Genomic DNA, 23,382 nt, shown 5'->3' with positions numbered 1-23,382 from the left:
ATTTAGATTAAAAATATTGAGCCTTTCCCTGTACATATCCCCTTCGTTACTGTATATTTCAACATACTTGGGTAATAATCAAGTAAAATGGTTTAAACTAACCATACAATAGTAATGGAGTGATTTCATGAGTAAAGCTAAGGCTAAGAGCGGGACGGGTAAAGGTACGGGCACTGGAACGGGCAAGAAGGGCTGGAATCGTTGGAAAACAAGTGCCAACAAGAAAAAAAGCGCCAAACCATATGTTAGTAAAGGCGTCAAGCATTCCAGTGATTCAAAAACATCCGGTCAATCTACAGGTGACAAGACAGAAAAATAATTGCTTGTCCTACAATCCATACAAAACATACAAAATTTATGTTTGTTCCATATTCTCATACAGGGTGTTAAGAGATCTGTATGAGAGAAATGGGTCTTATAGATATAAACCACTGGCGATATCCATATGAGGCATAAGAGTACGGCCATTATACATACCATCAAAAAAGACACTCCAAAACCGGGCAGTGTCTTTCATTTTTATTTTTTTCTTTTTTATCTAATTTGGCTTTTGGGTTTGATAGCATTGATTTTTTTCGGGGAAAACTCTGTACGGAAGCCGTTAGTGGCTTTTTTAACAGAGTTTGTAACTGAATGTATCGCTTCACCAACATCCTGTGCAGAATCCAATAATGGTTCAACCGTTTTCATTTTAGTTTTTACATCGTCGGTGATTTCATTTGCAGTTTGCAATAGTTGTTTCGATTCGCCGGACAAATCGTGGATGGCATTTCGCACCTCAGCCAATGTTTGATTGGCTTCCCCTATCGTGACCATTCCCTTTTGAAGTGTACTTATTAAAAATACGACCAACCAAATGAAGGCTAAAGCGATTGCAGCCACGCTATATTGAATAATCAAGATAAAGCTCCCCCTCTGAATTAAATAGTAGAAACGATTATTTTAATAGGTTAGTGAATCCCGGGGTGCCTGTTTTTAAAGATAAATGATGATTCTATTTGAGTTTTATTTGAACCCCCCCACCTTTAGTTCGAGTTGAAGGAGCTGACGGTGTGGATAAATCCTTAGGTCGGCTTTCCAAACTGGCTTCTTTCATGGAATTGGTTACATTATGAATCATTTCCCCAACATCTTGAGCGGATTCTAGCAATGGATCTACATTTTCCATCTTCCCTTTTACATCCGCTGTGATTTGATTGGCAGAGTGGATCAGTTGTTTGGACTCTTGCGTCAATCCATGTACAGCATTTCTTACCTCTTCCAGTGTCTTATTTGTTTCTTCCAGCGTTCCCATTCCTTTACGCAGTGTCTGGTTGACATTATATATCAAATACACGACGGCTCCGGAGACACTGGCAACACTTAATTTAATGAACATTTTCATATATCCACTCCTTTCATTTAAATTTATGCATTGTCCCTTTCATTCATTCCCTATAGTCCATTACTTGTCCGATCAGTTTTAAAGAACCATTTACCTTTTCCCAATAGAAGTTTAAAGGATAGTTTAATGGATAATAGTAAGGGAAAACCATATTAGGAGGAGATTGTTCATGTCACATGAAAATTATTCATCTGTTATCCAAACTTTAAATGATTGTATCACCGCGTGTAATCATTGTTACGACGCATGCTTAAAAGAAGAACATGTAAACATGATGGTGGAATGCATTCGCTTGGATCGGGAATGTGCGGATATTTGCTCTTTTTTAGCACAGGCGATAGGGAGAGGAACCCTGTTTATTTCAGAGTTGGCTGAAGTTTGTGTCAAGATTTGTGAAAGCTGCGGAAATGAATGCAAAAAACACGATCATGAACATTGTCAAAAATGTGCCGAGGCTTGTTTGAGATGCGCAGAAGAATGCAGAAAATTAGTCGCTTGATGTAAGGAATAGCATTAGCTATTCCTTTTATTATCCTTTCCCCTTACCAACCGACTACTTTTTGAACCTATTAAAGGATGATGATATTTTTTATATATTCTAGCGAGGTATTTGTTGAAATTTATATACCAAGAATTTTTCAAAAATACGAAAAACAGCTATTGAAAACCGCCCTTTTTAGGCACACTAGTACTAAAAACAGGAGGATATTATGACACCTCGGAATGTTCCTGCTAAAGATGATTTAGAAGTGAAAGATACCCCCGCTTCACCTGATAAGGAAAGTGAAGCAGCTAAACTCAATCGATTATTAGGTGCGGTCATGCGATATTTATCAGATGATGAGCAAGAAGAAATAGATATAGAGTATCTTCTCGAAAACACCGAAGGGCTGCGGGATTGGTGGAGTGAATATAGGGAGCTTGACCGAAAACGGGTCGAAGAGGAAATTAAAAATTCCCTAACGGATCTATCCCTTGAAGAACTTGAAAACATCCGTGAACAAATCCGTACAAAGGCATAAAAAAAATCCCTGCATAGGGATTTCAGTTTGTAGATGGTGTTCTACCTAAAATATATAATAAGACTAGATTATCCTTCATGTTTTTTTACTGTAATCCTTATTGGATTGAACAAATTTGCGACACTCCTGCCGATTTACTGGCTAGCCGGACACCGCAGCCGCTTTGATGTGGCTTGGCAGACAATAGGCGGAAAGGGAATGGATTTCCGAAATCAACTGAAACGTTTTGTAAATAAAAAACGGCAGTCAAACTCGCTTTTTTTTCGAGCTTGTCGTCTGAAATCCCTGCATTGCGATAAACCAGATCATGCATGATTTTTTTTCATACTCAAAGACATTTTTTGAATTTAACAATCATTCCGTTCATCCGGCACCATACATCCTAGGATTCAAACGCCACTCAAGGAACTTAGTTCTAGTTGATGTATCATGGAATCAACTAATGCATGCAATGGATTTAAAACTGTCTGTCCTGTCTGAAGTTCATATCTCCTTGCCGCTTCGACCATTGATAGTTGAGCTACAGACAGCCGTCTATTTTCGTTTTTAAACTGGGATAGGCAATTCATGATTTCCTGATTATATCTTTCTCCCAATCCCTGCATAATGAATTCAAAGGCATCGTCGATAATGATGACTTCAAAATCCACAGTCCCATATTTTTCAGCATGTGCAGTTAAACGTTTGACTGTTCCTTCAACAGTGGCAGGGTTCGTGAATAATATCATTTGCGGCTGCTGCAATTGGCAAATTTGCTCAAAATATGGTTCATCGATTTTAATGATGGGCATGGGTAAAGATAGTTGTTCTTCGTTTAATAAAGCAATATAGTTTGTACAGGTTATCAGGATGGCATCCACTTTACATTCGGCAATCCATTCGACCTGTTGTTTAACCTTTTTTTGAGCATCCGAATAATTAAAATTTTCATCCGTTGACACCCGCTGCATTAATCCCGGATCTACAAAATGAAGCCATTCAATATCGAATTTCGAGAATGCGGTTTCTATGTATTCTATATTTGTATAGTGTGCATGCAAACAGCCTATCTTTTTTTTCATAAATCTCCCGCTTTCGTCAGTTAGTATTCTGATTATTCTAACACAAAAAACCGCGACACATTGACCGATGTCAGCAAAAACGATGATTAACCATGTCCCTCCTGTTATATCGGGGTAAAAAGACTGCTTCTTTGAGCCAGATTGCTCAGTAGGTATGAATCGGGCTATTGAGCATATATTTATCAAGGCGATTACTAGAGGAATCATCAGGAAAATGGAACATCAGTAATCAAATTGCTGTTCAGTAAAGTAACCATTAAGAGAAACAAACCGAAGTCAGATAAAAATCATTATATTGGAGAGTGTTCACCATTCTTTACTTAATTGCGATTATTTTCCCTCCATTAGCCGTATTATTGGCCGGTAAACCCATTCAGGCTGTGCTTAATTTGGTCCTCACACTATTTTTTTATGTCCCTGGATTAATTCATGCAATCTTAGTGGTGCATGACAAGAAAGCGGATAAACGAATGAAGCAGCAAGCAGCACTTATTGTTAAATCGAAACGAACGACTAAGTGATTTATGCAAACACCAATAACCCGAATGCAATTTATTCGGGTTATTATCAAAAGAATTCGTTTAATTGAATCTGTGCGTTTTTCTAATCCCTCTATGATAACAAGCGTCACATATTTGAAAACGTGAGTCATCAGGAAGCCTTTTTCCACAGCGCTTGCATTTTTTTTGATAATTCAACATTTCATCTTTTAACTGATCATGAACGCCATCACTGATTTCTTCACGGATACGCTCCCAATAAACAGCTTCCGTACGCTTACCCATCCGATATAAAAATAATAGATGAAGACCTATCGCTTTATAAGATAGCTCCAATTCCTCAAGATTTCTTGTCTTGATGATCGGTTCAGGAAGGTCACTGTTCTCGGCAATCGCTTCGACCGTTTCCAGCCACTGTCTGATCAGACTTGGTTCTTTTGCCGAAAAAGGAATATGCAGGAAACCATATAAATCCATTAAAGAAAAACGAGCTTCGATTTCTGTATCCCGTATTAGTTCGTAAAGCTCCCTTTCTTCCGATAGCGAAGCCTTTTTCGTGCCTTTAGGAGGCTCAAACCTCTCCCACATTTCGAAAAATGTCCCTAGGTTTCGGTAATATTTTTGAAAACGTTCAAATACAGCAGAGGTTGGGGCGATAGTGAAGGTTTGAACTGGCTCATCTACCTGTTCCAGCAACTTATTCATGATTTTGATTTCTGCTGTAAATGCAACCTTCCCCGTGTCATAAATCCCTTTCCTACCCGCTCGGCCTGCGATTTGCTTGATTTCTTGAGAAGTCAATCTTCTTCTTCGTGTCCCGTCGAATTTTTCATTTTCAAGAAAGACGATGCGGCGTATTGGCAAATTCAATCCCATTCCAATCGCATCGGTGGCAACGACAACTGAGGTTTCACCGCGATTGAATAATTCTATTTGCCGTTTTCTATTTTCAGGAGGCATACTGCCGTATATCATGCTGACATTATGTCCACTCTCTTTAAGCCTGGATGCTGTTTCCAGTACCTGCCTTCTAGAAAAACAAATGAGGGCATCCCCTTTTTTGGTATACTTCAGTCCAAACTCCCTTTGTTCCACCTCAAGCGGTATTTCCCGTCTGTATTCGTGAAGTTCTAAGTCGGCTTCATTCAGAAGGTTCAGAAGCATCTTTTTGATATTATTGCTCCCGATTATGTGTACTTCTTTCGCATTAGCTTGTGTAATTGCCCTAAACCAAGAAAAGCCTCGATCTTTATCGGCAATCATTTGGGCTTCATCTATGACAATTACTTCATGGTAGTCTTTTTCATGAAACATTTCAACGGTACTGGAGACATGTTTAGCACCTTCAATAGCCTTTTCTTCTTCACCGGTTTTTAATGAGCAAGGTACACCATCCGCATTTAATTTATCAAACACTTCAAGTGCAAGCAGTCTAAGTGGAGCCAGGTACATACCGCTTTCCGCTTGTTTCATTTTTTCCAGGGCCTTATGCGTCTTCCCTGTATTGGTCTCACCGATATGCAAAACATATCTAACTTTTTTTCCTAATGATGGAGTATAGGCCTTACCGATGATGTCATCGATCATCCTTTGCTCTTCTGCCCGCTTCCTGGCTTCTTCTGCCAATACCTCAGCTTTTCTTCTTTCTCTGTTCTCCACGTCTTTTTCAAATATTTCTTCGTGCAATATTTCATTAAAAGGAATTCCTTCAAGCTTCAGTAAATCAGAAAGGTATTCTTCCTGAAGCTCATCAAAACAGGACTGAGACAAATCGGCCAATTCATCGCTTAGTATACCTTGAAGGGTATCAACCGTAAGCCTTTCCCCATATGACTCTAAAAAATCATGATGCAGTGCGGCAGATAGATGGTTCAAGTATTTGTCAGGGGCTAATTTCATTATGAAATCCGAAACTAACCTTTCATACCTGTAGTAGTAATTTTCATATTCATAACGGTTCCGGCCCCAACCGATTAACGAGTGGATATCGCCTGTCAGCTCTTCGAAAAAGTCAGTGACCATTAGGTATTCGGCAGCTTGAAAGCCGCCCTCTTCAACCAATTGTTCTTCAAGCAAGTACGGATCGACATATTGGAATTTCGGCTTATTCTTAAGATCTTTTGCCAAAATACCGGCAATATAATACCTGACATGTAAATATAAAAGAAGTGAGTTATTTTCGAAAAATGAATTGGCCTCTTCTTGCAGCCTTGCGCGTATTTTCCAACGCTGCTTGGCAAGCCGCTGTTCTTCTTGCCGCCTAAAGTATTTCTCCCTTGCATTTTTATATCTCTTCTCCCAATCCTCTTGATTGTCGGCAAAGGTTTTTTTAATCCACGTTAAGCCATCAAATGGGCGATACTTCTTTAATTCGTTCCGGAACATGCTATTGATCAGCTTATGATCTGAACCTTCCGTTACAAATCCCCTTTCGCTTAAAAAAGCCTTTTTTTCCTTTCTAGGCACATCATTTGATGCTTTATTTATCCAAACATTAATCCAAATTTTCTCAATAAAAGTCGTCCTGTCTGAAATATATGCTGAATAAGAAGGCATTGTCTCTTGATTCTCTAAATAAAAATCAATATCCTGGATGATTTTTTCTTTTGTATTCTCTATAGCAATAGGATATATACTTTCTAATTTTCCCATAGTGATCCCCTTTTGAATTATCCAATATGTACTTTATTACTTCCTTTTATCCTCCCCAAATTTTTGTTTAAAATGAGCTTGGTACATTCGTTTTATCATTTAAATTCATGAGCTCCGTTAACATGAGAGGATGCAAAAATGCCAGGTTGCTTTACTCTCTAGGTAAATATCATAAATATGCCAAATATGCACATAAAGTTACTCTAACCTTTTCATTTACAGTATAATGCTATAAATACTGATCAGAATTTATGGATTATGAAGAGATACCCAGCCTTGGCCAGAATCGTTTTATAATCAGGCAAATTTAATGATAATAAAAAAAAGCCGAAAATAAAGTAAAGGTCCATTTTTCAACTTTCTTGATACATGATTCATCCATAATACAATTCCAACCCCTTAATTGAGTTTAGAGTAAATCCGGGCAACTGTCACGATATTCAGATTACGCTTTTGTTTCTTTGCTTTGAATATAAGAAATATCACCAGAAAACCTAAAAAGAATATAGACAAAAAAGGAGCCTGAGAATGATTCAGCAAGATATCAACTATTATAAAAATTTTGATTCCATCGCCAAAGAAGTATTAGCACTATTAGCTCAAACCATTGAGGTCAATACATTTTTCCTTTCTATAGTGACTCCCATCCAGAGTTTCATGATCAAGTCCTTCAATAGAAATGCAAAGTTGATTTGTGAAGGTGACTTCCTTCCTTATAATATGGCTTATAGTAAATTAGTTGTTGAGAATGGCTTGGAACCACTCGTTATCCCGAATTTGGGGAAACATGAATTGACTAGTGGCCACCCTGCAACGAGGTTTATCGGGAATGGGTGTTTTATGGGAGCTCCCCTAATGAATGAGGATGAAATCATTGGGACATTATGTGCATTCGACATTAATCCTCATGTTTTTAAAGAATATGACCTAACCCTCATTAAGTCTATGGCAGCTTTGATTAGTCATGCCATCAATCTTGAAAAGGGGATTATCAGGGATCCTTTATCAGGCCTTTATAATCGGAACTTCATTTATAACTATTTTGATTATCATCAAGATAAAACGAACGATGAAATGGCCCTTCTTTACATCGATCTTGACCATTTAAAATTTTTCAATGATTCCTTTGGACATGATACTGGTGACGAAGTCATTAAAAAGGCTGCCGAATGTTTTTTGCAAACCGTCCCCGAAGGCAGTCAGGTGGCTCGAATCGGTGGTGATGAATTCATTGTATTATTAAATCCTTCGCATTGTGAGGATTTAATGAAAAGCACTCAGCAAAACGCTGAATTATTATTGAACAGTTTATCCACCATGCCCATTACCATTAATGGAAATGATCATTTTGTATCAGCTAGCATAGGGATTAGCTTTTATCCTCATCATGGTACGGAAATGGACTCACTTTTGAAAAAAGCGGACCGTTCCATGTATATGGCCAAAGAGTCTGGACGGAAAAATATTCAATACTTCCACCCTGAGTGATCATGTAAAAAATAAAAAAACCAGTCTCCTTAGGAGACTGGCTTTCTTTCACCTTAAAAAAATCCAACGTTTCGCTTTAAGCCTTTGCAAAAGCTTGAGCAGGTCGGCATTTGCCTTATGTATCCGTTTCTCGGATGGTGAAGCGGAGGGGACCGGGATGTTAACTCTCTCGGGCTTTTTGTTCATATTCTGAAAGACCCTTCCTATTCTTTGATTATGAATAGTATATGCGGGTTAACCATTAAATATCATAAGGAAAGGAAAAACCCCTTCCTTCTTATAAAACATTTTTTAACCGGCTGAAACGTGCAGCTTTTTCTTTTTGTTTCAGGATAATGCGTTCGTTCTGTTTCATCACTTTTTTAGTGTGGGGACTTAAACCTACATCGGGTATTTTAACCTGTGGTTTGATTACGGTAACTGACACGTCGTTGCCGGCTTTATCATAAATGCTCATTTATCCTTCACCACCTGGTTTTTGTTTTATGACCATATCGAACATCATGATTAATAATGCTATCAATAAACAATCGACTTCTGAAACGAAGCTTTCTGATTTAACGTCAAGGATATAGGGTTCCATCAAAATACTAACAGGCTGCAAAGCCATTTTTTCTTCATCATTATAATACGTATCTTCTCTTTCCAATGTAGCACGAATGGTACTGCCATTCAAGTTCGGAAGCCCATTTATCACCGACTGCTTGTCCTGTTCGGTTTTGAAAGGAAGGATTTTCACGTTCATCCCTTCCTTTGCTGCATATGCTTGAAGGAGAATGCTCAAATAAGCCAAGTATTCCTTATTCGTTTGATAATACTCAGGTATTCCTTCTTTCTTTAGGAGATGAAACATATTCTTGACCTTTTCCCTATTATCCGTTAATAGTTTATCACTTTCCGCAACGGCTTTTGTTGCATAGGATAGCTCGTTATCGCCAATCTTCGATATATACATGCTCAAGAACACAAACATATCAATCAGGATGAATACGATAGCCATGATCAAGAAATTTTTCCACTCATTAAAAATGCTCATCGGATAGAAATTCCAATAAATCAGTGCTCCCAGTATAAAAATGATATACCAGGTTTTTCGAATCGCTTCAATCCTTTTACTAACCTTGTCTTTATATTTCCAAGAAAGAATGACATAGGCTAATAGAGCAATAAATACTACCCATACAAAGACTCTGAAAAACATTAACAATCGATTTATCACCCTACCCTTCAGCTGCTACATTCCTTATCTCGTCCTCTATATTATTCATTATATATACCTCTATTCCCTGCCTGAGACGGGTGAAACTTAAACATTTGCCATAAGAAAAAACTCTCCACCCAATGTGATTTACAGTTTATGAATCCTATCTTTATCATTTATCTTGTGGCACATCATAGTAAATAACCGTATAAATTCTGTGATATGATATGTATTAATAAAAGCGATGATTACTATTGGAGGAAGCTATCATGATGAAAATTATTAAGATCCTCATTTCTACTTTTATACTCTTGTTACTTTTCCTTAACCTCTATCCTCCGCTTGGAAGACGGACTAACAAAGAAAAAGTAAGAAGTTTCACTACTAAAGAGAATTTTGCCAAAGGGAAATTCCAAAATCAGATTCCTGCCAGTCAAGCGATGAGTCTTAAACATACTGGTTCCATTTTACGTGATTTCCTAAAACCTAATCCAAAGAGAAGACCCGACAGTCATATTGTAATTGGAACAAAAGAACCCGCTTCTAAGAATTCCAATAAAATCACCTGGTTTGGTCATTCTGCATTCATGTTGGAGTTAGATGGGAAAACCATTTTAGTGGATCCCATGTTTGGCAAAGCACCCACTCCCTTTCCATGGTTCGGGAACAAGCGCTTTAGCGGGGAGCTGCCTTTTGATATCGATGTGCTTCCTCCTATCGATGCCGTCCTGCTCTCACATGATCACTACGATCATTTGGATTATTTCTCGATAAAGAAGTTAAAAGATAAGGTCAGTCAGTTCATTGTCCCACTCGGTGTCGGTGGACATCTAGAAAGATGGGGCGTTAAACAAGAACTGATTCAGGAACATAATTGGTGGGATGAAGCTTCATTCAAGGACTTGCAATTTATTTGTACGCCTGCAAGGCATTTTTCTGGTAGAAGTTTAGGCGATGGCAATACGACACTTTGGTGTTCTTGGATAATTAAAGGAAAACAAGAAAAGGTATATTTCAGCGGCGATAGTGGTTATGGCAGCCATTTTAAAGAAATCGGCGAAAAATACGGTCCTTTTGATTTAACCTTAATGGAATGCGGCCAATATGATGAACGTTGGTCAACCATCCATATGCTTCCGGAAGAAACTGTTCAAGCACACATCGATGTACAAGGAAAACGGATGATCCCCATTCATTGGGCAGGTTTCACATTGTCTTTTCATGACTGGACAGATCCGATAGAACGGGTAACAAAAGCGGCCAATGACCTTGGTGTCCAGGTCTGCACCCCTCAAATAGGCGAACCGGTAGTGCTTGGTTCGAAGGATTTCCCTCAAACAAGATGGTGGAAATGAAAAAAGGGGTTCGGAATTAAAAAATTCCTAACCCCTTTTAAAATTCCCTTGAAATTTTGACCAATGGATAAGAGATTTGGGCTCTTCGAGCCACTATGTTAAGCCATTCCATGTCCAAGTGGCCATCTTCTTTAAATTAATGGCAGCGAAAGTAAGCATCGCTTGCATCGACAATTTTTTAAGTCCCCTTAAAGTAGTCCAACGCATACCATGCTTTTCTTTTGCATCTGCGAATACACGCTCAATCGTTTTTTTGCGTTTCGCATATATAGGTTTTACATCTTGATGATGACGCAGATGATCTGCTTCTTCCACATATGCTTGCCAGATATGCCGTGTCACTACTTTTAGTCTTTGCTTTCTGTACACCGTGATAAAAATGAGTATGTTGTACAAATTTGTTTTGGCGATTTGTACTCGCGATAGCCCTCTTTATTGCTGTTGAGTACTTTAAAGTTTCTCCCGAAGGGCAAAGGTAACAATCAAAGTGTTCATCGTAAACATAGTCATGTTTGCGAAAGAATCCTTCTTTTGTACGAGGACGTGTATAGGGTAAAGCAGGTGTGATTTCTTTGTTAAATAGGTAGCTTGTAATCGCTGGTGTTTTATAAGCTGCATCTTCGGCAACTGCTTCTGGTTACCTTTCTCAATCACTTGCTCAACAAGTGGCTCCAAAATATGACTGTCATGTGTATTACCAGGTGTTACAATCGTTGCCCATAGATAACCGTTGCGGTCTGCGGCCGCGTGGAATGAATAGGCAAACTGTTTGTTTGTTCATCTTTCACATAGTATCCCCTCTCAGGATCCGTAGTACTCTCTTTAATTGCTCTGGTTTCTTCCCTATCAAATTTATCTGGTGGAAAAGGCTTCTTTCCATGGTTTTCACGACCTTGATTGATTTCATCTTAAAGACGTCCTTGATATGCTCGTGTGCGAATAAGCGCAAATTTGAAAAGAAAATCGTACGCAAAGAAAAATTTTAAACATAGTTGATTGGAACGGAAGGTACGAGACTCCTGCGGGAAAAGCGCGTCTAGGGGAGACCCCGCAGGCGAAAGCCGAGGAGGCTCCCTGACCGCCCGCGGAAAGCGAGTGCCCTACGTTCCAATCAACGTCCAAATTTATACAAGCCAAAAAAACTGTAGACAAACTTGATTTTCATAGAGTTGATCTGACCCAATAAAGTTAGACATATAATTTAAGCAGCTTCTAAGACCTGAGTTCGGTATTCTATCGGACTCAGGTCTTTTAATTTTACCTTCATTCGTTTGTGGTTATAGTAATGAATATAATCATCTAATTCCTTTTCAAAGTGCTCCATACTTTCAAACTCTTGGAGATAAAGCAATTCAGACTTTAACAAGCCAAAAAAGTTTTCCATGACTGCGTTATCTAAACAATTTCCCTTACGGGACATGCTTTGTATAATGCGGGAATCTTTTAAGGTTTTTTGATACTTCTTCATTTGATAATGCCACCCTTGATCCGAATGGAGGATGACCGTATCTTCTGGTTTTAGGTGTTTAATCGCCTCATCTAACATATCTCCAACAAGTTTATAAACAGGCCGTTTCATCACTTTGTAGGCAATAATTTCACCATTACATAAATCAAGGATAGGGGATAAGTAACGTTTCTCCCCAAATAAATGAAATTCCGTTACGTCTGTTACCCATTTTTGATTCATTTTCTCGGCTTGAAAATCACGTTGTAAAATATGGGGGGCAATTCGACCAACACGCCCCTTATATGAACGATACTTTTTCATACGGACTAAACATTTTACGCCCATTTCATTCATGAGGCGGTTGATGGTCTTTGGATTGTGAGAAAACCCATATTTTTTTAACTCTTTTGTGATACGACGATAACCGTAACGTCCTTTATGTTCATGATAGATAGACTGAATAGTGGCTTTTACCTTCGAATACTTATCTTCTCGATTCAAGCGTTTTTCCCAATAATAGTACGTGCTACGTGGAATATCAGCGACTTTAATTAAGGCCACAACCTCATAAATGGACTTTAGTTCATAAATTACTTGCGCTTTGATTTTGGTTGTAATTTTTCCTGCATTTGAACTAAAGTATTTAACTTTTTTAAATACGCATTCTCCATTTCCAGTTGTTTAATTCGTTCTTCAAGCTCTTTAACCGAACCTTCAATTTGTTTGGATGGATTGATATCTTTTTTCATGGATGGTCTCCCCTTTTTCTTAGAAATTAGGGCATCTAATCCATAGGCATTAACATTTATTCTCCACGTCCGAATTAGCGCTGGAGATGAAATATTAAACCTTGCGGCTGCGTCGTAAGAAGATATACCCGTTTCATTCATATAATTAAGTACATCCATTTTAAACTCCGTAGAATAACTTGTATAGGATTTCTTAAATCCATCGGCTCCTTGAATTTGGTATAAACGAACCCATCCTTGAATCATTTGATACGAAACTTCAAATATTTTCTGAAGATCCATATAGCTGTGCTTTCCTTCAAGGTAAAGTCGTACAATGAATATTTTCTGTTCGGCAGAAAAATTAGCCATAAAAAACACCCCGTAAATGTTAGTTTGGTGTCTAACATTTACGGGGCAGTTCAAGTTTGTCTACAGTCTGAAAGGTCCATTCCTATTGGGATGGACCTTTTTCATTCATTTACAATTTCCCTTCATTATACTCAAGATTCACTTTTATTGAATGCTCTCTCTTCACTCCAAAATAATTCGTGCCTATTACACCTAAAATGATTAGTATCGAACCCAATATATCATAGATCGTAAGCTTTTCATTTAGAATGAGAGCTCCTGCTGCAATCGTGACAACAGTGGAAAGATTTGCAAACACACTCATTTGGGACGCTTTTATTTTTGATAAAATCGTATTGGATAATAATGAAGTGACCAATGAAGCCAATATCCCCAAATACAAAATGGAACTGATGAATTCCATGCTCGACCATGGTGTAAAGAATTCCGGCATCGTACCTTGTTTTAAATGGGTAACGAGTGCAGCTGCATTAAAAATGACAAAGCCTGTTCCCATCATGAAAAAAGACATTTCACCTGGTGTATAGTCCTTGGCAAGTGAACGGGTCATCGTTGTATAACAAGCCGTTGCAATACAGGATAGCAGGATCAACACCATCCCAAGCATGTCGGAAAAATTGATGGTGCTCCCTTTCATCACAAAAATGAAAATGACCCCAACTACCGACAAGACAATCGAAAGTTTTTGATATAAAGATGTTTTCTCCTTAAGGAAGTATCCAGCTATCATCAATGTTAGAATTGGAGTGACGGCAGAAAGAATTCCAGCATCGGTGGATTGCGAATACTTAAGCCCGAAAGTTTGAAAGGCAAAGAAAAGAGTTGGGAATAATAGAGAAAGCGGTACAAGATTTTTAATCGACTCCCAAGAATAGTTCACCTTAATGACTTTTACGGCGACCAGCAACAAAATGATGGCGAAAGAAACCGTGAACCGGAACGCCAAAGTATCAAGCGGATTCGATTCAGCAATCGCCATTTTCGTGAATAAGAAAGATAGGCCGACAATACTTGAATGAAATAGCGCTAACATGTATGCAAATGATCGGGATTTCATGGCTGCAACTCCTCAACTAGATTACTATATTCCTATTTAGGTATAGTACCCTTTGCATCTGTATTGCAACCCAAGTTAGAGGTAAAAAACTGGTCTTTTTCTGGATATGTAACGAATTAGAGCCTATTACAATAATGTATGGTCGAATTAAATCCGAATGCATAAATCGTAAGTAATATTAATCGACAATGACAGAGTTTTTTGGATAGGTTTCTTCTAATTCAATACTATTGTAGGCAATTGGTTCTTCAAAGGATGTCCGACTTTTCTGTTTTCTTTTCAAATACATACTGATGGCATAAGCAACTGTGAAGTTTATCAATAAAGCGATTAAGCCAATATTAATATTCAAGAAATTCATCTGAGCTAGATGCATACCTATGGCGAACAGATCCCCTGTAATGAGGCCGGCTGCAATACCTGCAGGTCATATGGAGCGGAAAAAGAAAATCGATAATAATCCAGGCAGGAATTGCCCAAAACCATAATAGGCTGTGTTGATCAAGTTAAGCATCAAGCTTGGCGCCAGCAATGTTAACCCCATCGAACACAACAGATAGAAGGACACCAAATCAGCACAAACAACATGATAACAATATCTCTTTTATGAAGAATCATATTCATCTTAACGGGGATGCCCAGTTAATTTCAATAACAGCACTTTATAGGATGATCATTTACAATTCATCTATGATAAAATTCAACGAGGAAGCGAGGTATACATATATGTTAGTTACTATTGTAATTTTCCTTATGGCTGGTCTGGCGGAAATTGGCGGCGGTTATCTTATTTGGCTTTGGTTAAGAGAAGGTAAATCCATTTATCTAGGCTTAGCCGGAGGTTTCGGGTTAGTGTTATACGGCATCATTGCAACTTTCCAAACGTTCCCTACCTTTGGCCGTGTATATGCTGCCTATGGCGGGGTTTTCATTGTTCTTTCTGTTTTATGGGGGTGGGGCATCGATAAGAAAACCCCTGATTTATATGACTGGATTGGAGCTGTAATCTGTTTGGTCGGTGTTTCAGTCATTATATGGGGCCCTAGACAGTAAAAAAATTAAAGGGCATAAGGCCCTTTGATTTTTTTACCACGATCTCCATTTGTTGTTTTGACCGATTTTCATTTGAATATTTCCATACAGTGATCCAGCTTGGGTGTACATCATATCAATTTCTTTTCCTGCCTGTTTGCCGTCAAATTGCTGAAGTTATCCTGTATGAACCAAATCGCCATTGCTGCAATGATGCATGGTATGGCAAAAGCTAAAAAATTGACTTGCAATGACAACTTCATATCCAGCAGGACTCCACAGAAAGTAGGAGCGAGTATTCCGCCAATTCTGCCGATCCCCAATGCCCAGCCGACACCTGTAGAACGGATTTCATTCGGATAATACTTGGATACATATGCATTCGTTACGATTTGTGTACCTGTTGTCGTACCTCCTGCAATGGCAATCAGTATATACAGCATGACCATGCTTGGCTTGAAGCTCAGCATCGTGAAGGTAATGAATCCTATGACCAAGAAAGTAACCAGAATCCTCTTGGAACCATATCTGTCTGCAAGCTTCCCTCCAACGATCGCCCCAAAAACTGCTCCAAGGTTCAATAAGACTAAGAATGTCAGGCTTGAACCTAATTCATATCCTGCCCCTCCCATGATTTTTGGCAGCCATGTACTCAAACCATACATTACGAACAAACACATGAAAAATGCAATCAAGAACATGAGGGTGCTCAAAGTCCTGCCATTTTTGAACAACTGCTTAACTGGAAACCCTTTCATTTCACTTTTGAGTTGCTCCTGAAGGACAAAATGATCATTAATGGTGTATTGCCCGTCTACCTTCACTTGATTCAGAACGCTCACCAATTTGCTTTTCTTATTTTTTGTCATGAAATAATTTATTGACTCAGGCAGCAATTTATATAGTATGGGCATGAAAATTAATGGGAGTGCACCAAGCCAAACCACTGCCCGCCAACCAAAGTTCGGAATCAGGTACATCGCCCCCAATGAAGCGACAACTCCCCCTAGTGCGTGTCCGCTGAACAACCTCTACAGCAATTATCCTCCACTCCGCCATCAAAGATGGCAGAATCGTCCCAAGCATGAACATATCATATCCGTCACAAATGATGATAAAGATACAACATAATAAAATCTGTAAATAAAAACGGTTAAATTCTTGCATCAATCATTTCAGACACTTGGATTGTGCGCATTTCCTTCCCCTCTTTCTGCCTTTCCTATTGACGTAGTCTTAAGGATGTCTATATTTTTTTGGCCGAGCTAACATTTAATGACAACTTCTATTGTAGTTAAAAATACAAATTATACATATATAGAACTAAGTTCACTATACATTAACTTAGTTTTTAGAATATTGTCAATAAACAAAGTTGATTAGCCATATTAATCAACAAAAAAACCCTCTTATCAAAGAGGGCTTTTAATGTGTATAAGGATTAAGCTTCCAAGGCTTCTTTACGCTTTCTTTTCCTTGATTCTGTTATTAGATCATAACCAAGATAAAGGATGATGGCTCCGCCTAACAATTTAACATATAACGGAATGTCCGCTACAAAGAAATAGATCATAGAGAATAATGTCCCTATAATGCATAACCAAAAAATTATATGTTTTAAAATTTTCAAAGTATTGACTCCTCACAAAAGATGAGATTAATTTCTAGTTCGCTCCACTTCAAGGGAGAATTAATTATCCGTACCTTCATTCTACCATTTATTCTTTATAGTAAGAGTAACTCATATTGCGAAATTATGAACATTTAAGCAACTTTTCACAAAAGCAGGTCACGCCAAACAATTTCTGGAAAACCTTTAAGCAATTTCTTGTCAATTTGCCATTTATTTAGTATGGAAAAAAAGTCTAAAAAAAAAAAATAGGCATGAAATGACAGCGAGGGTATCCCAGCACTGTGCATTTCATGCCTGTAGTTCACAAGACGTTCATTTTATTGGATTCTACGTCCATTTCTTCCGTTGGTTCCGAATGATCATGTTTATAATAAGCCATTTTCACTGGAACGAATGATAAGGCAACCGCAGCAATGAGGCCCGGAATGGCGAAGGCAATGAAATTCAATTGGATGGGTAGCGAGATGGATAATAAAAATCCGCCGAGTATGGGCCCGAGCATACCGCCAATCCTTCCGATACCAGATGCCACCCCTAGTGCAGTCGATCTAATATTTGGCGGATAGTACTGGGAAACATAGGCTTGTACAAGGTTTTGGGCACCAATGGTACAGGCTCCTGCAATCGCTACCAATGTGTAAATCACAAATGAGCTTCCTCCCATTCCCAATAGCGTCAAACTTACAGCACCAAGCGCATACATCGGCACAAGCATTTTCTTGGAACCATAACGATCACAAAGTTTAGCGATGATAAGCGTGCCTACGATAGCGCCGCCTTGAAGGACGATCAAGAAACCTAAGCTTGAATTCAACGCATACCCTGCCTCGATCATTAGCTTTGGAAGCCATGTATTCAATCCATATACCATCAATAAGCACATGAAAAAGGCGATCCAGAACATCAATGTGCTAAGAGTACGGGAATCCTTAAACAATCCAACAATCGGCATATTGGCTTCTGTTTTTTTCACTTCCACAAGTTCGTCCTTGATGTCGAATTTACTTTCCGGACTTACCTTGGATAATATTCTGATCAGTTCTTCCTTTTTGTTAATTCTGATCAGATGGGTCGAAGCCTCTGGTAAACGTTTCATCATGAAGGGTAAAAACAACAATGGTATTCCGGCAAACCAGAATATTGATTCCCACCCTAGTGTCGGCATAACCAGGATGCCCAGTATCGGCGCAAGCATCCCTCCGAATGAGTAACCGCACAAAACGATTGAAACGACCATGCTCCGCATCGTTTTCGGTGCATAATCCGTCAATAAGGCAATGACGTTCGGCATGATGCCCCCAAGCCCTAACCCCGCCAGGAATCGGAAAGTCGAAAACATCGTAGGCGTATCCGCAAATCCACATAAAAGCGTAAATAAACTAAATAAAATAAGTGTAATCGCGATTACGTTTTTCCTGCCAATCCGATCTGCTAATGTACCAAAGAAGATGGCCCCGAACAACATTCCAAATAGACCGTAGCTGCCCATAGCCCCAGCTTCCACGGAAGTAAGGTTCCATTCCTCTGTTAATAACGGGACGACTGTTCCGTAAACGACAAGGTCATAGCCGTCAAAAAGGATAATGATAAAACACCATGCCAGCAATCCTAAATGAAAGCGGTTAAATTTACTGTTGCTAATTACCTCGGTCGTATTAATTTTAGCCATAAAATCTTTCTCCTCTCTAGGTGACTGCAATAATTCCATCCAAATGATAGCGCTTACGTAATCATTCAAAAAATATTCGACTCACATATTTTTATACAAATAGTGAACCGAGTTATCTAATTGTTATTATAAATGCTAATTATCTGATATTTCAACAAAAACTTTCACATATTATTCATAATCTTGAAGCCTTCACATAACCCGGTTACTAACATGGTATTCGCAATTTCTGGATATCAACTTTTTTTATACCGATCTTCAACGTTCCAAACCATAAAACAACAAAAAACCAGTCCCTTATCGGACTGGTTTCTAATTATTAAAGTGGTAAGCCGCAATTGCCGTATTCAAGTAAGAAAGTTTTAAACCACCACTCCTCAAAGTGGGTGTTTGCAGAAGCAATCCTGTTGTCCAAGTCAGTGACGAGGCATAACATTCCTGTTTCAATATAAAACTCCCTATTACAGCTTAAAGGTTAAAACTTAATTATCATTACGAACAACGCAGCTTGTATAGTTATAATACCGAAATATCTTCAAACTTGCAAGTTTAATCATTCCCATGCAAGAAAAAAATTTCATGCCACTGGTGCAGCCAAATTAAATTCAAGCCCAAAACGTCAAATGGCACTCTGGTTTCACTATCCGTCCCCCATTTTCATTGATATCTTTTTAGGGAATATCATACTTGGGTAAGTAAATATTTTAAGATAGAATGTGCAAGATAAAATGGAGACGGAAATTGAAAGTGTTTGTCTTGCGAAAATCATCGGATGTTTAACACTATAATATATCCTAAATACCATTTGCAAATACATGGAAGGAGTCTATAATATTAACTAATAGATTTGATTGGAGTGACTGATTATGCTTTCAAACATTGGTTTTCCCGGTTTAATTTTAATCCTTCTTTTAGCTTTAATTGTTTTTGGACCGAACAAGCTGCCTCAAATCGGACGGGCAGTCGGCACCTCACTTAGGGAATTTAAGGATGCAACCAAGGGAATAACAGAAGAAATACAAGAGGAATTCAAAGATGACGTACAAGCTGCAAAAAAAGAATCGATAAAATGAAAAAGACGCCTGCACGCAGCAGGCGTCTTTGATGCGTTTGTGGCGCAGAACCGTCAGGCCACATCCCGACGTTTAGCTAAAAGCTTGTTCTTCGACTTACACAAATTAGCTCATCGCTTTATTAATATAACATTAAACTTATATTTTATCAAGTAATTTATTGAGCAGCCTGTTAACGGCATCCAATGGGAAGTGATTTAAATCCCTGTTTATAGTTTGTTCATATTCTATAGACCGCTTTGGGGATTTTTAAAAATATTCTATCGAGTTGTTTATTTAAATACAAATAAGCCTATAGAGCTGATCTCAAAAACCGTTCAACTTCATTACAAGTTCATTGTCAATTGAGTCAATTGATCCGAGGAAACGGCCACTTGATTGAACGCTTCATTAATTTCCTCGAATATATCATTCAGCTCTGTCATTTCCTTGGTGATCTTAATATTCTGCTCTTTAACAGAAAGCATGGCCTTTGCTATATCAGTAAAAAATATGCCCGTTTCTTTTCCTTGTTTCGTACCTTTAGTAATTTCCCCGCTAACCATGGAAATTGACGTGTTCATGACATTGGTAAAATGAGCGATTCCATTAACCAATTTCACTACTTCAGAAACCGAGTCCTTGGTATTTTCGGAGAGCTTCCTTACCTCACCAGCCACAACCGCAAATCCTTTACCATTTTCACCAGCTCTTGCCGCTTCAATCGCTGCGTTCAACGCCAACAAATTCGTTTGCTCGGCAATTGAAGTGATGATCGTGACAATTCGTTCAATTTCCTTTGAAGTATTGGAAAGCTGCTCCATATCTTTTGAAATGATCGTCATTTGCTCCTGCGTTTTTACCAATCTTTTCTCTAATCCCTGTAACAGTTCGACTCCCTCATTTGACTTTCCCTCTGCATGTATGGCTATTTCTGACCCCTTTTGGGTGAAATCATGAATTTCCACTACCTTACTTGCCATTAATTGAGTTGCTGAACTGGTCTCTTGACTGATTGCTGCCAATTCCTCTGCATTATGATTGACCTGTAGTTTAATCGTCTCTTTTTCTGCTAAGTTTTTTTGGCGAATCTTCTCATTTTCAAGTTCATATGCCTCTAAAACTATTTGCTGCTCTAAATTAAAAATTTTAGTGACAGCCAGAATGTTATCTTGATATTGCTCTATATTTTTTATGTTGGAAATCACATGAATGATCAATGATTGCAATAAATCCTGAAATGCACTCATATACCATTTTGGCTGAAGTCCAATTCGCACATGTACTTGTGCGATAATATAACGCTGTTTAATATACGCATCATCAATGGTTCCGCTAAACATTTCGAACATATGACGATGCAGTGTCTTTTTCAACCTATCAACAGAACCATTGTCCTTAATGATTTTCATTAAAGAGGGTTCATTTTCTAGATTTTTATAAAAATTCCCTACAATTTGTGTCAAATGTTCCTTCACTTGTTCCTGTAAAGAACGAATTATGCACAAATCCTCGATGCTCAAATGAATCATGTCCACTTGATTCAACACGCTCGGATATTCCTTGATATTGATACCGACGTGTTCTTTATATTGCATATAGTCTATAGAATCTATCTTTTGTTTATTTCTCCATATTCTTTTCATGATTGAATTGCCCCCCATTTTTTAGCCCATATATACTATTTCGACATAAAGTCTGTTTATCTTAATTCACTTTGAGAAATTTTCTTCTTTCACATAAGACTTATGAACGATATATGTCCAAACAAAAAAGACACTCCAGAGAGTGTCTCAGATCGTATACTTTATTGAGAGAGTGTAGGATATGAACGTTGATTTCCACTTCAGGCACTCGCTTTCCGCGGGCGGTCCGGGAGCCTCCTCGGCGCTCTTTTCCCGCAGGAGTCTCGTACCTTCCGTTCCAATCAACTGGAATCTATTTTAAGAATAAACTGTAGGCTGGACTCATTTCGAACACTTGAATAAGACTAGTTTATATTTTTGGTTTTTTTACATATCTATGAAACCCTCACAAGATTGAAGAAATTCGCGACACTCCTGCTGAATTTAACTGGCTAGCGAAAAAACAAAAAACATGAAGGATAACCAAGCTTTCATTTAAAATCTTGGTTCGGGGAGATAGCCTTCAGCCTTCCTAACCCCTTTAGTCGTCAAACTGAAACTCTCAAAAAGTGTCTTTTTCAATGATTTTTTTCATGCTGGTTAAGATTGGAATGCTTACGGGAATAAGCGAAGTAAATGACTACTCCGATAGCCATCCAGATTAAAAACCTTATCCATGTATGACTCCCTAGCTGAATCATCAAGAATACGCAAAAAACGATTGCCAGGCCAGGAACGAGCGGTACTGCCGGACAATAAAAAGCTCGTTTCATATCCGGTCTTGTTTTCCTTAAAACGATGACAGCTACGGAAATCATCGTAAAAGCAGTCAATGTTCCAATGTTGACTAACTCTGCCAATTCACCAAGTGGTATGAAGGCTCCCAATAGGGCCGCTATCATACCAAATATCCATGAAGCTGCATAAGGTGTTTTATATTTTTTATGAAGTTTTGATAAGGATTTTGGCATCAGCCCATCACGTGACATCGCAAACATGATTCGCGTTTGGCCATACAACATAACCAAGATCACCGTTGTCATTCCGAGGAAGGCACCTAGATCGATGATTCCTGCAACCCAATTTTGTCCTGCGCTTTGCAAGACCAAAGAAATCGGGTGATCAAGAGCCTTGCTGAATTGTGCATACGGTACCACACCTGTCATGATTAAACTTACGATCATATAAAGCACAACACAAATGACCAAGGAACCGAGGATTCCGCGTGGTAAATTCTTTCCAGGATTTCTTGTTTCTTCAGCAGCAGATGCAACTGCATCAAAGCCGATGAAGGCAAAGAACATTAATGCGGCAGTTGAAAATACTCCATCGATACCAAATGGCATGAAAGGCTGCCAGTTTTCCGGTTTCACATAATAGATAGAAGAAACGATGAACAACAACACTACCAATACTTTAATAACGACCATTATATTATTGATTCTGGTCGTTTGTTTCGTACCTATGGAAATCAAAAAGGTAATCGCCATGACTATCAAAAAGGCCGGCAAGTTCATATAAGTCGTGACACCTTCGACCGAACCTGGTGCTGCCGTCAATTTCTCTGGAAAGTTAATTCCGAATCCACTTAAAAATGATTGGAAATAGCCCGACCACCCAGCCGATACGGCACTAACAGCCAATAAGTATTCAAGAATTAAATCCCATCCGATTATCCAAGCGGCGAATTCACCTAAAGTTGCATAAGCATACGTATAAGTCGAACCGGATACCGGCACGGATGCTGCAAATTCTGCATAAGAAAGTGCAGCGAATAAACAGGCAAGCCCAGCAATGACGAAAGATAATGAAAGTGCAGGACCAGCATTCACTGCACCAGTACCTGTTAATACAAATATGCCTGTCCCAATAATCGCTCCAATTCCTAGCATCGTTAAATCCCAAGCCCCTAGTTCTCGTTTCAATCCCTTACCGCCGGAACCGGCGTTTTTCAACAAGTCCTCAATGGACTTCTTCCTAAAAATACTCATGTTCTTTCCTCCGTAAATTTTATAAACTATTCTGAAAACTACAGACAAATAAATTCACTTTCATTTATATCGAAGAAATTTCGACAAATTTCTACAATTCCTGAATTGTC

General features: G+C 38.6%; 23 protein-coding genes, 1 other RNA gene and 1 pseudogene. 8 read left to right on the top strand and 17 right to left on the bottom strand.

Annotation, left to right across the window (positions count from 1 at the left end; translation table 11 throughout):
• Window positions 1-127 precede the first annotated feature (127 nt).
• Window positions 128-319, top strand: a complete 192-nt coding sequence (locus MKX49_RS10590; protein ID WP_202310887.1) for a DUF3934 family protein — start codon at window positions 128-130, stop codon at window positions 317-319.
• A gap of 215 nt (window positions 320-534) precedes the next feature.
• Here the strand turns inward: MKX49_RS10590 and MKX49_RS10585 are convergent, their stop codons facing one another.
• A complete protein-coding gene (locus tag MKX49_RS10585; protein WP_048686441.1) occupies window positions 535-900 on the bottom strand; it encodes a DUF948 domain-containing protein in 366 nt (121 codons plus the stop codon).
• A gap of 94 nt (window positions 901-994) precedes the next feature.
• A complete protein-coding gene (locus MKX49_RS10580) occupies window positions 995-1,384 on the bottom strand; it encodes a DUF948 domain-containing protein (protein WP_072272964.1) in 390 nt (129 codons plus the stop codon).
• A gap of 169 nt (window positions 1,385-1,553) precedes the next feature.
• Between MKX49_RS10580 and MKX49_RS10575 the strand changes: the two genes are divergently transcribed.
• Together MKX49_RS10575 and MKX49_RS10570 are read left to right on the top strand one after the other, a co-directional pair.
• On the top strand, window positions 1,554-1,883 hold the full coding sequence (locus MKX49_RS10575; RefSeq protein ID WP_340876393.1) for a four-helix bundle copper-binding protein: 330 nt from the start codon (window positions 1,554-1,556) through the stop codon (window positions 1,881-1,883).
• A gap of 211 nt (window positions 1,884-2,094) precedes the next feature.
• The gene (locus MKX49_RS10570) at window positions 2,095-2,406 is read left to right on the top strand and encodes a hypothetical protein (RefSeq protein WP_034312065.1); all 312 of its coding nucleotides are present in this window, start codon (window positions 2,095-2,097) and stop codon (window positions 2,404-2,406) included.
• Between the two features lie 97 nt (window positions 2,407-2,503).
• On the opposite strand, the gene MKX49_RS10565 is transcribed toward MKX49_RS10570, so the two are convergent.
• Both MKX49_RS10565 and MKX49_RS10560 read right to left on the bottom strand, forming a co-directional pair.
• On the bottom strand, window positions 2,504-2,719 hold the full coding sequence (locus MKX49_RS10565; RefSeq protein WP_340876391.1) for a hypothetical protein: 216 nt from the start codon (window positions 2,717-2,719) through the stop codon (window positions 2,504-2,506).
• Window positions 2,720-2,795: 76 nt separating this feature from the next.
• Window positions 2,796-3,467: a hypothetical protein gene (locus tag MKX49_RS10560; RefSeq protein WP_318292694.1), complete on the bottom strand. Its 672-nt coding sequence runs from the start codon at window positions 3,465-3,467 to the stop codon at window positions 2,796-2,798.
• Window positions 3,468-3,778: 311 nt separating this feature from the next.
• On the opposite strand from MKX49_RS10560, the gene MKX49_RS10555 reads away from it, so the two are divergent.
• Window positions 3,779-3,988, top strand: coding sequence for a YqaE/Pmp3 family membrane protein (locus MKX49_RS10555; protein ID WP_340878519.1), 210 nt, complete (start codon window positions 3,779-3,781; stop codon window positions 3,986-3,988).
• Window positions 3,989-4,048: 60 nt separating this feature from the next.
• Here the strand turns inward: MKX49_RS10555 and MKX49_RS10550 are convergent, their stop codons facing one another.
• Entirely contained in the window at window positions 4,049-6,619 is a 2,571-nt protein-coding gene (locus MKX49_RS10550) for a helicase-related protein (RefSeq protein ID WP_340876389.1), read from the bottom strand.
• 528 nt (window positions 6,620-7,147) lie between these two features.
• Between MKX49_RS10550 and MKX49_RS10545 the strand changes: the two genes are divergently transcribed.
• A complete protein-coding gene (locus MKX49_RS10545) occupies window positions 7,148-8,107 on the top strand; it encodes a sensor domain-containing diguanylate cyclase (RefSeq protein WP_340876388.1) in 960 nt (319 codons plus the stop codon).
• 277 nt (window positions 8,108-8,384) lie between these two features.
• Here the strand turns inward: MKX49_RS10545 and MKX49_RS10540 are convergent, their stop codons facing one another.
• Both MKX49_RS10540 and MKX49_RS10535 read right to left on the bottom strand, forming a co-directional pair.
• Entirely contained in the window at window positions 8,385-8,564 is a 180-nt protein-coding gene (locus MKX49_RS10540) for a hypothetical protein (protein WP_048686455.1), read from the bottom strand.
• Entirely contained in the window at window positions 8,565-9,308 is a 744-nt protein-coding gene (locus MKX49_RS10535) for a type II toxin-antitoxin system SpoIISA family toxin (protein WP_226990501.1), read from the bottom strand.
• Window positions 9,309-9,748: 440 nt separating this feature from the next.
• Here MKX49_RS10535 and MKX49_RS10530 point away from each other — a divergent pair, with 440 nt between their 5' ends.
• Window positions 9,749-10,663 (top strand): MBL fold metallo-hydrolase, encoded by a 915-nt coding sequence (locus MKX49_RS10530; RefSeq protein WP_445670162.1) that lies wholly within the window; start codon window positions 9,749-9,751, stop codon window positions 10,661-10,663.
• A gap of 93 nt (window positions 10,664-10,756) precedes the next feature.
• On the opposite strand, the pseudogene MKX49_RS10525 reads toward MKX49_RS10530, so the two are convergent.
• The 4 genes and pseudogenes from MKX49_RS10525 to MKX49_RS10510 form a co-directional block, all read right to left on the bottom strand.
• Window positions 10,757-11,568, bottom strand: a pseudogene (locus MKX49_RS10525) (transposase); the annotation flags it as partial.
• Between the two features lie 296 nt (window positions 11,569-11,864).
• Window positions 11,865-13,213 (bottom strand): IS3 family transposase gene (locus MKX49_RS10520; RefSeq protein WP_340876385.1). Its coding sequence is split into 2 segments (ribosomal slippage): window positions 11,865-12,754 and window positions 12,754-13,213, totalling 1,350 coding nucleotides; the frame shifts between segments, so codons are not numbered across the junction.
• 109 nt (window positions 13,214-13,322) lie between these two features.
• On the bottom strand, window positions 13,323-14,270 hold the full coding sequence (locus MKX49_RS10515) for a DMT family transporter (RefSeq protein WP_048681971.1): 948 nt from the start codon (window positions 14,268-14,270) through the stop codon (window positions 13,323-13,325).
• A gap of 178 nt (window positions 14,271-14,448) precedes the next feature.
• Entirely contained in the window at window positions 14,449-14,646 is a 198-nt protein-coding gene (locus tag MKX49_RS10510; protein WP_340876384.1) for a hypothetical protein, read from the bottom strand.
• Window positions 14,647-14,996: 350 nt separating this feature from the next.
• Between MKX49_RS10510 and MKX49_RS10505 the strand changes: the two genes are divergently transcribed.
• A complete protein-coding gene (locus tag MKX49_RS10505; RefSeq protein ID WP_251539444.1) occupies window positions 14,997-15,323 on the top strand; it encodes a YnfA family protein in 327 nt (108 codons plus the stop codon).
• A 110-nt stretch (window positions 15,324-15,433) separates the two neighbouring features.
• On the opposite strand, the gene MKX49_RS10500 is transcribed toward MKX49_RS10505, so the two are convergent.
• The 4 genes from MKX49_RS10500 to ssrS form a co-directional block, all read right to left on the bottom strand.
• Window positions 15,434-16,282: an MFS transporter gene (locus tag MKX49_RS10500; protein WP_340878517.1), complete on the bottom strand. Its 849-nt coding sequence runs from the start codon at window positions 16,280-16,282 to the stop codon at window positions 15,434-15,436.
• A 461-nt stretch (window positions 16,283-16,743) separates the two neighbouring features.
• Window positions 16,744-16,932: a hypothetical protein gene (locus MKX49_RS10495; protein ID WP_340876382.1), complete on the bottom strand. Its 189-nt coding sequence runs from the start codon at window positions 16,930-16,932 to the stop codon at window positions 16,744-16,746.
• 304 nt (window positions 16,933-17,236) lie between these two features.
• Window positions 17,237-18,604 (bottom strand): MFS transporter, encoded by a 1,368-nt coding sequence (locus tag MKX49_RS10490; RefSeq protein ID WP_289349919.1) that lies wholly within the window; start codon window positions 18,602-18,604, stop codon window positions 17,237-17,239.
• A 325-nt stretch (window positions 18,605-18,929) separates the two neighbouring features.
• Window positions 18,930-19,117: non-coding RNA, 6S RNA (ssrS, locus tag MKX49_RS10485), on the bottom strand.
• Window positions 19,118-19,470: 353 nt separating this feature from the next.
• On the opposite strand from ssrS, the gene tatA reads away from it, so the two are divergent.
• Complete coding sequence (tatA, locus tag MKX49_RS10480; RefSeq protein ID WP_048686086.1) at window positions 19,471-19,677, top strand: twin-arginine translocase TatA/TatE family subunit; 207 nt, start codon at window positions 19,471-19,473, stop codon at window positions 19,675-19,677.
• Window positions 19,678-20,003: 326 nt separating this feature from the next.
• On the opposite strand, the gene MKX49_RS10475 is transcribed toward tatA, so the two are convergent.
• Window positions 20,004-21,302: a globin-coupled sensor protein gene (locus tag MKX49_RS10475; RefSeq protein WP_340876380.1), complete on the bottom strand. Its 1,299-nt coding sequence runs from the start codon at window positions 21,300-21,302 to the stop codon at window positions 20,004-20,006.
• A 557-nt stretch (window positions 21,303-21,859) separates the two neighbouring features.
• Window positions 21,860-23,272 carry an amino acid permease gene (locus tag MKX49_RS10470; RefSeq protein WP_063593482.1) on the bottom strand — a complete coding sequence of 471 codons (1,413 nt, stop codon included), beginning with the start codon at window positions 23,270-23,272 and terminating at the stop codon, window positions 21,860-21,862.
• Window positions 23,273-23,382: the final 110 nt, after the last annotated feature.

This window comes from Peribacillus sp. FSL M8-0224 (assembly GCF_038003055.1).
In the GTDB taxonomy this organism is placed as follows: domain Bacteria; phylum Bacillota; class Bacilli; order Bacillales; family DSM-1321; genus Peribacillus; species Peribacillus frigoritolerans.
The sequence above is the reverse complement of the archived record's forward strand: the minus strand, read 5'-3'. Positions and strand labels throughout refer to the sequence as shown.

Bases quoted from the DNA above. Each gene is read 5' to 3' on its own strand.
- MKX49_RS10570 (WP_034312065.1), top strand. From the start codon at position 2,095: ATGACACCTCGGAATGTTCCTGCTAAAGATGATTTAGAAGTGAAAGAT.
- MKX49_RS10565 (WP_340876391.1), bottom strand. From the start codon at position 2,719: ATGCATGATCTGGTTTATCGCAATGCAGGGATTTCAGACGACAAGCTC.
- MKX49_RS10545 (WP_340876388.1), top strand. From the start codon at position 7,148: ATGATTCAGCAAGATATCAACTATTATAAAAATTTTGATTCCATCGCC.
- MKX49_RS10490 (WP_289349919.1), bottom strand. From the start codon at position 18,604: ATGGCTAAAATTAATACGACCGAGGTAATTAGCAACAGTAAATTTAAC.
- MKX49_RS10535 (WP_226990501.1), bottom strand. From the start codon at position 9,308: ATGTTTTTCAGAGTCTTTGTATGGGTAGTATTTATTGCTCTATTAGCC.
- MKX49_RS10475 (WP_340876380.1), bottom strand. From the start codon at position 21,302: ATGAAAAGAATATGGAGAAATAAACAAAAGATAGATTCTATAGACTAT.
- MKX49_RS10510 (WP_340876384.1), bottom strand. From the start codon at position 14,646: ATGCATCTAGCTCAGATGAATTTCTTGAATATTAATATTGGCTTAATC.
- MKX49_RS10515 (WP_048681971.1), bottom strand. From the start codon at position 14,270: ATGAAATCCCGATCATTTGCATACATGTTAGCGCTATTTCATTCAAGT.
- MKX49_RS10505 (WP_251539444.1), top strand. From the start codon at position 14,997: ATGTTAGTTACTATTGTAATTTTCCTTATGGCTGGTCTGGCGGAAATT.
- MKX49_RS10560 (WP_318292694.1), bottom strand. From the start codon at position 3,467: ATGAAAAAAAAGATAGGCTGTTTGCATGCACACTATACAAATATAGAA.
- MKX49_RS10575 (WP_340876393.1), top strand. From the start codon at position 1,554: ATGTCACATGAAAATTATTCATCTGTTATCCAAACTTTAAATGATTGT.
- MKX49_RS10580 (WP_072272964.1), bottom strand. From the start codon at position 1,384: ATGAAAATGTTCATTAAATTAAGTGTTGCCAGTGTCTCCGGAGCCGTC.
- MKX49_RS10470 (WP_063593482.1), bottom strand. From the start codon at position 23,272: ATGAGTATTTTTAGGAAGAAGTCCATTGAGGACTTGTTGAAAAACGCC.
- MKX49_RS10540 (WP_048686455.1), bottom strand. From the start codon at position 8,564: ATGAGCATTTATGATAAAGCCGGCAACGACGTGTCAGTTACCGTAATC.
- MKX49_RS10550 (WP_340876389.1), bottom strand. From the start codon at position 6,619: ATGGGAAAATTAGAAAGTATATATCCTATTGCTATAGAGAATACAAAA.
- MKX49_RS10530 (WP_445670162.1), top strand. From the start codon at position 9,749: ATGAGTCTTAAACATACTGGTTCCATTTTACGTGATTTCCTAAAACCT.
- tatA (WP_048686086.1), top strand. From the start codon at position 19,471: ATGCTTTCAAACATTGGTTTTCCCGGTTTAATTTTAATCCTTCTTTTA.
- MKX49_RS10590 (WP_202310887.1), top strand. From the start codon at position 128: ATGAGTAAAGCTAAGGCTAAGAGCGGGACGGGTAAAGGTACGGGCACT.
- MKX49_RS10500 (WP_340878517.1), bottom strand. From the start codon at position 16,282: ATGTACCTGATTCCGAACTTTGGTTGGCGGGCAGTGGTTTGGCTTGGT.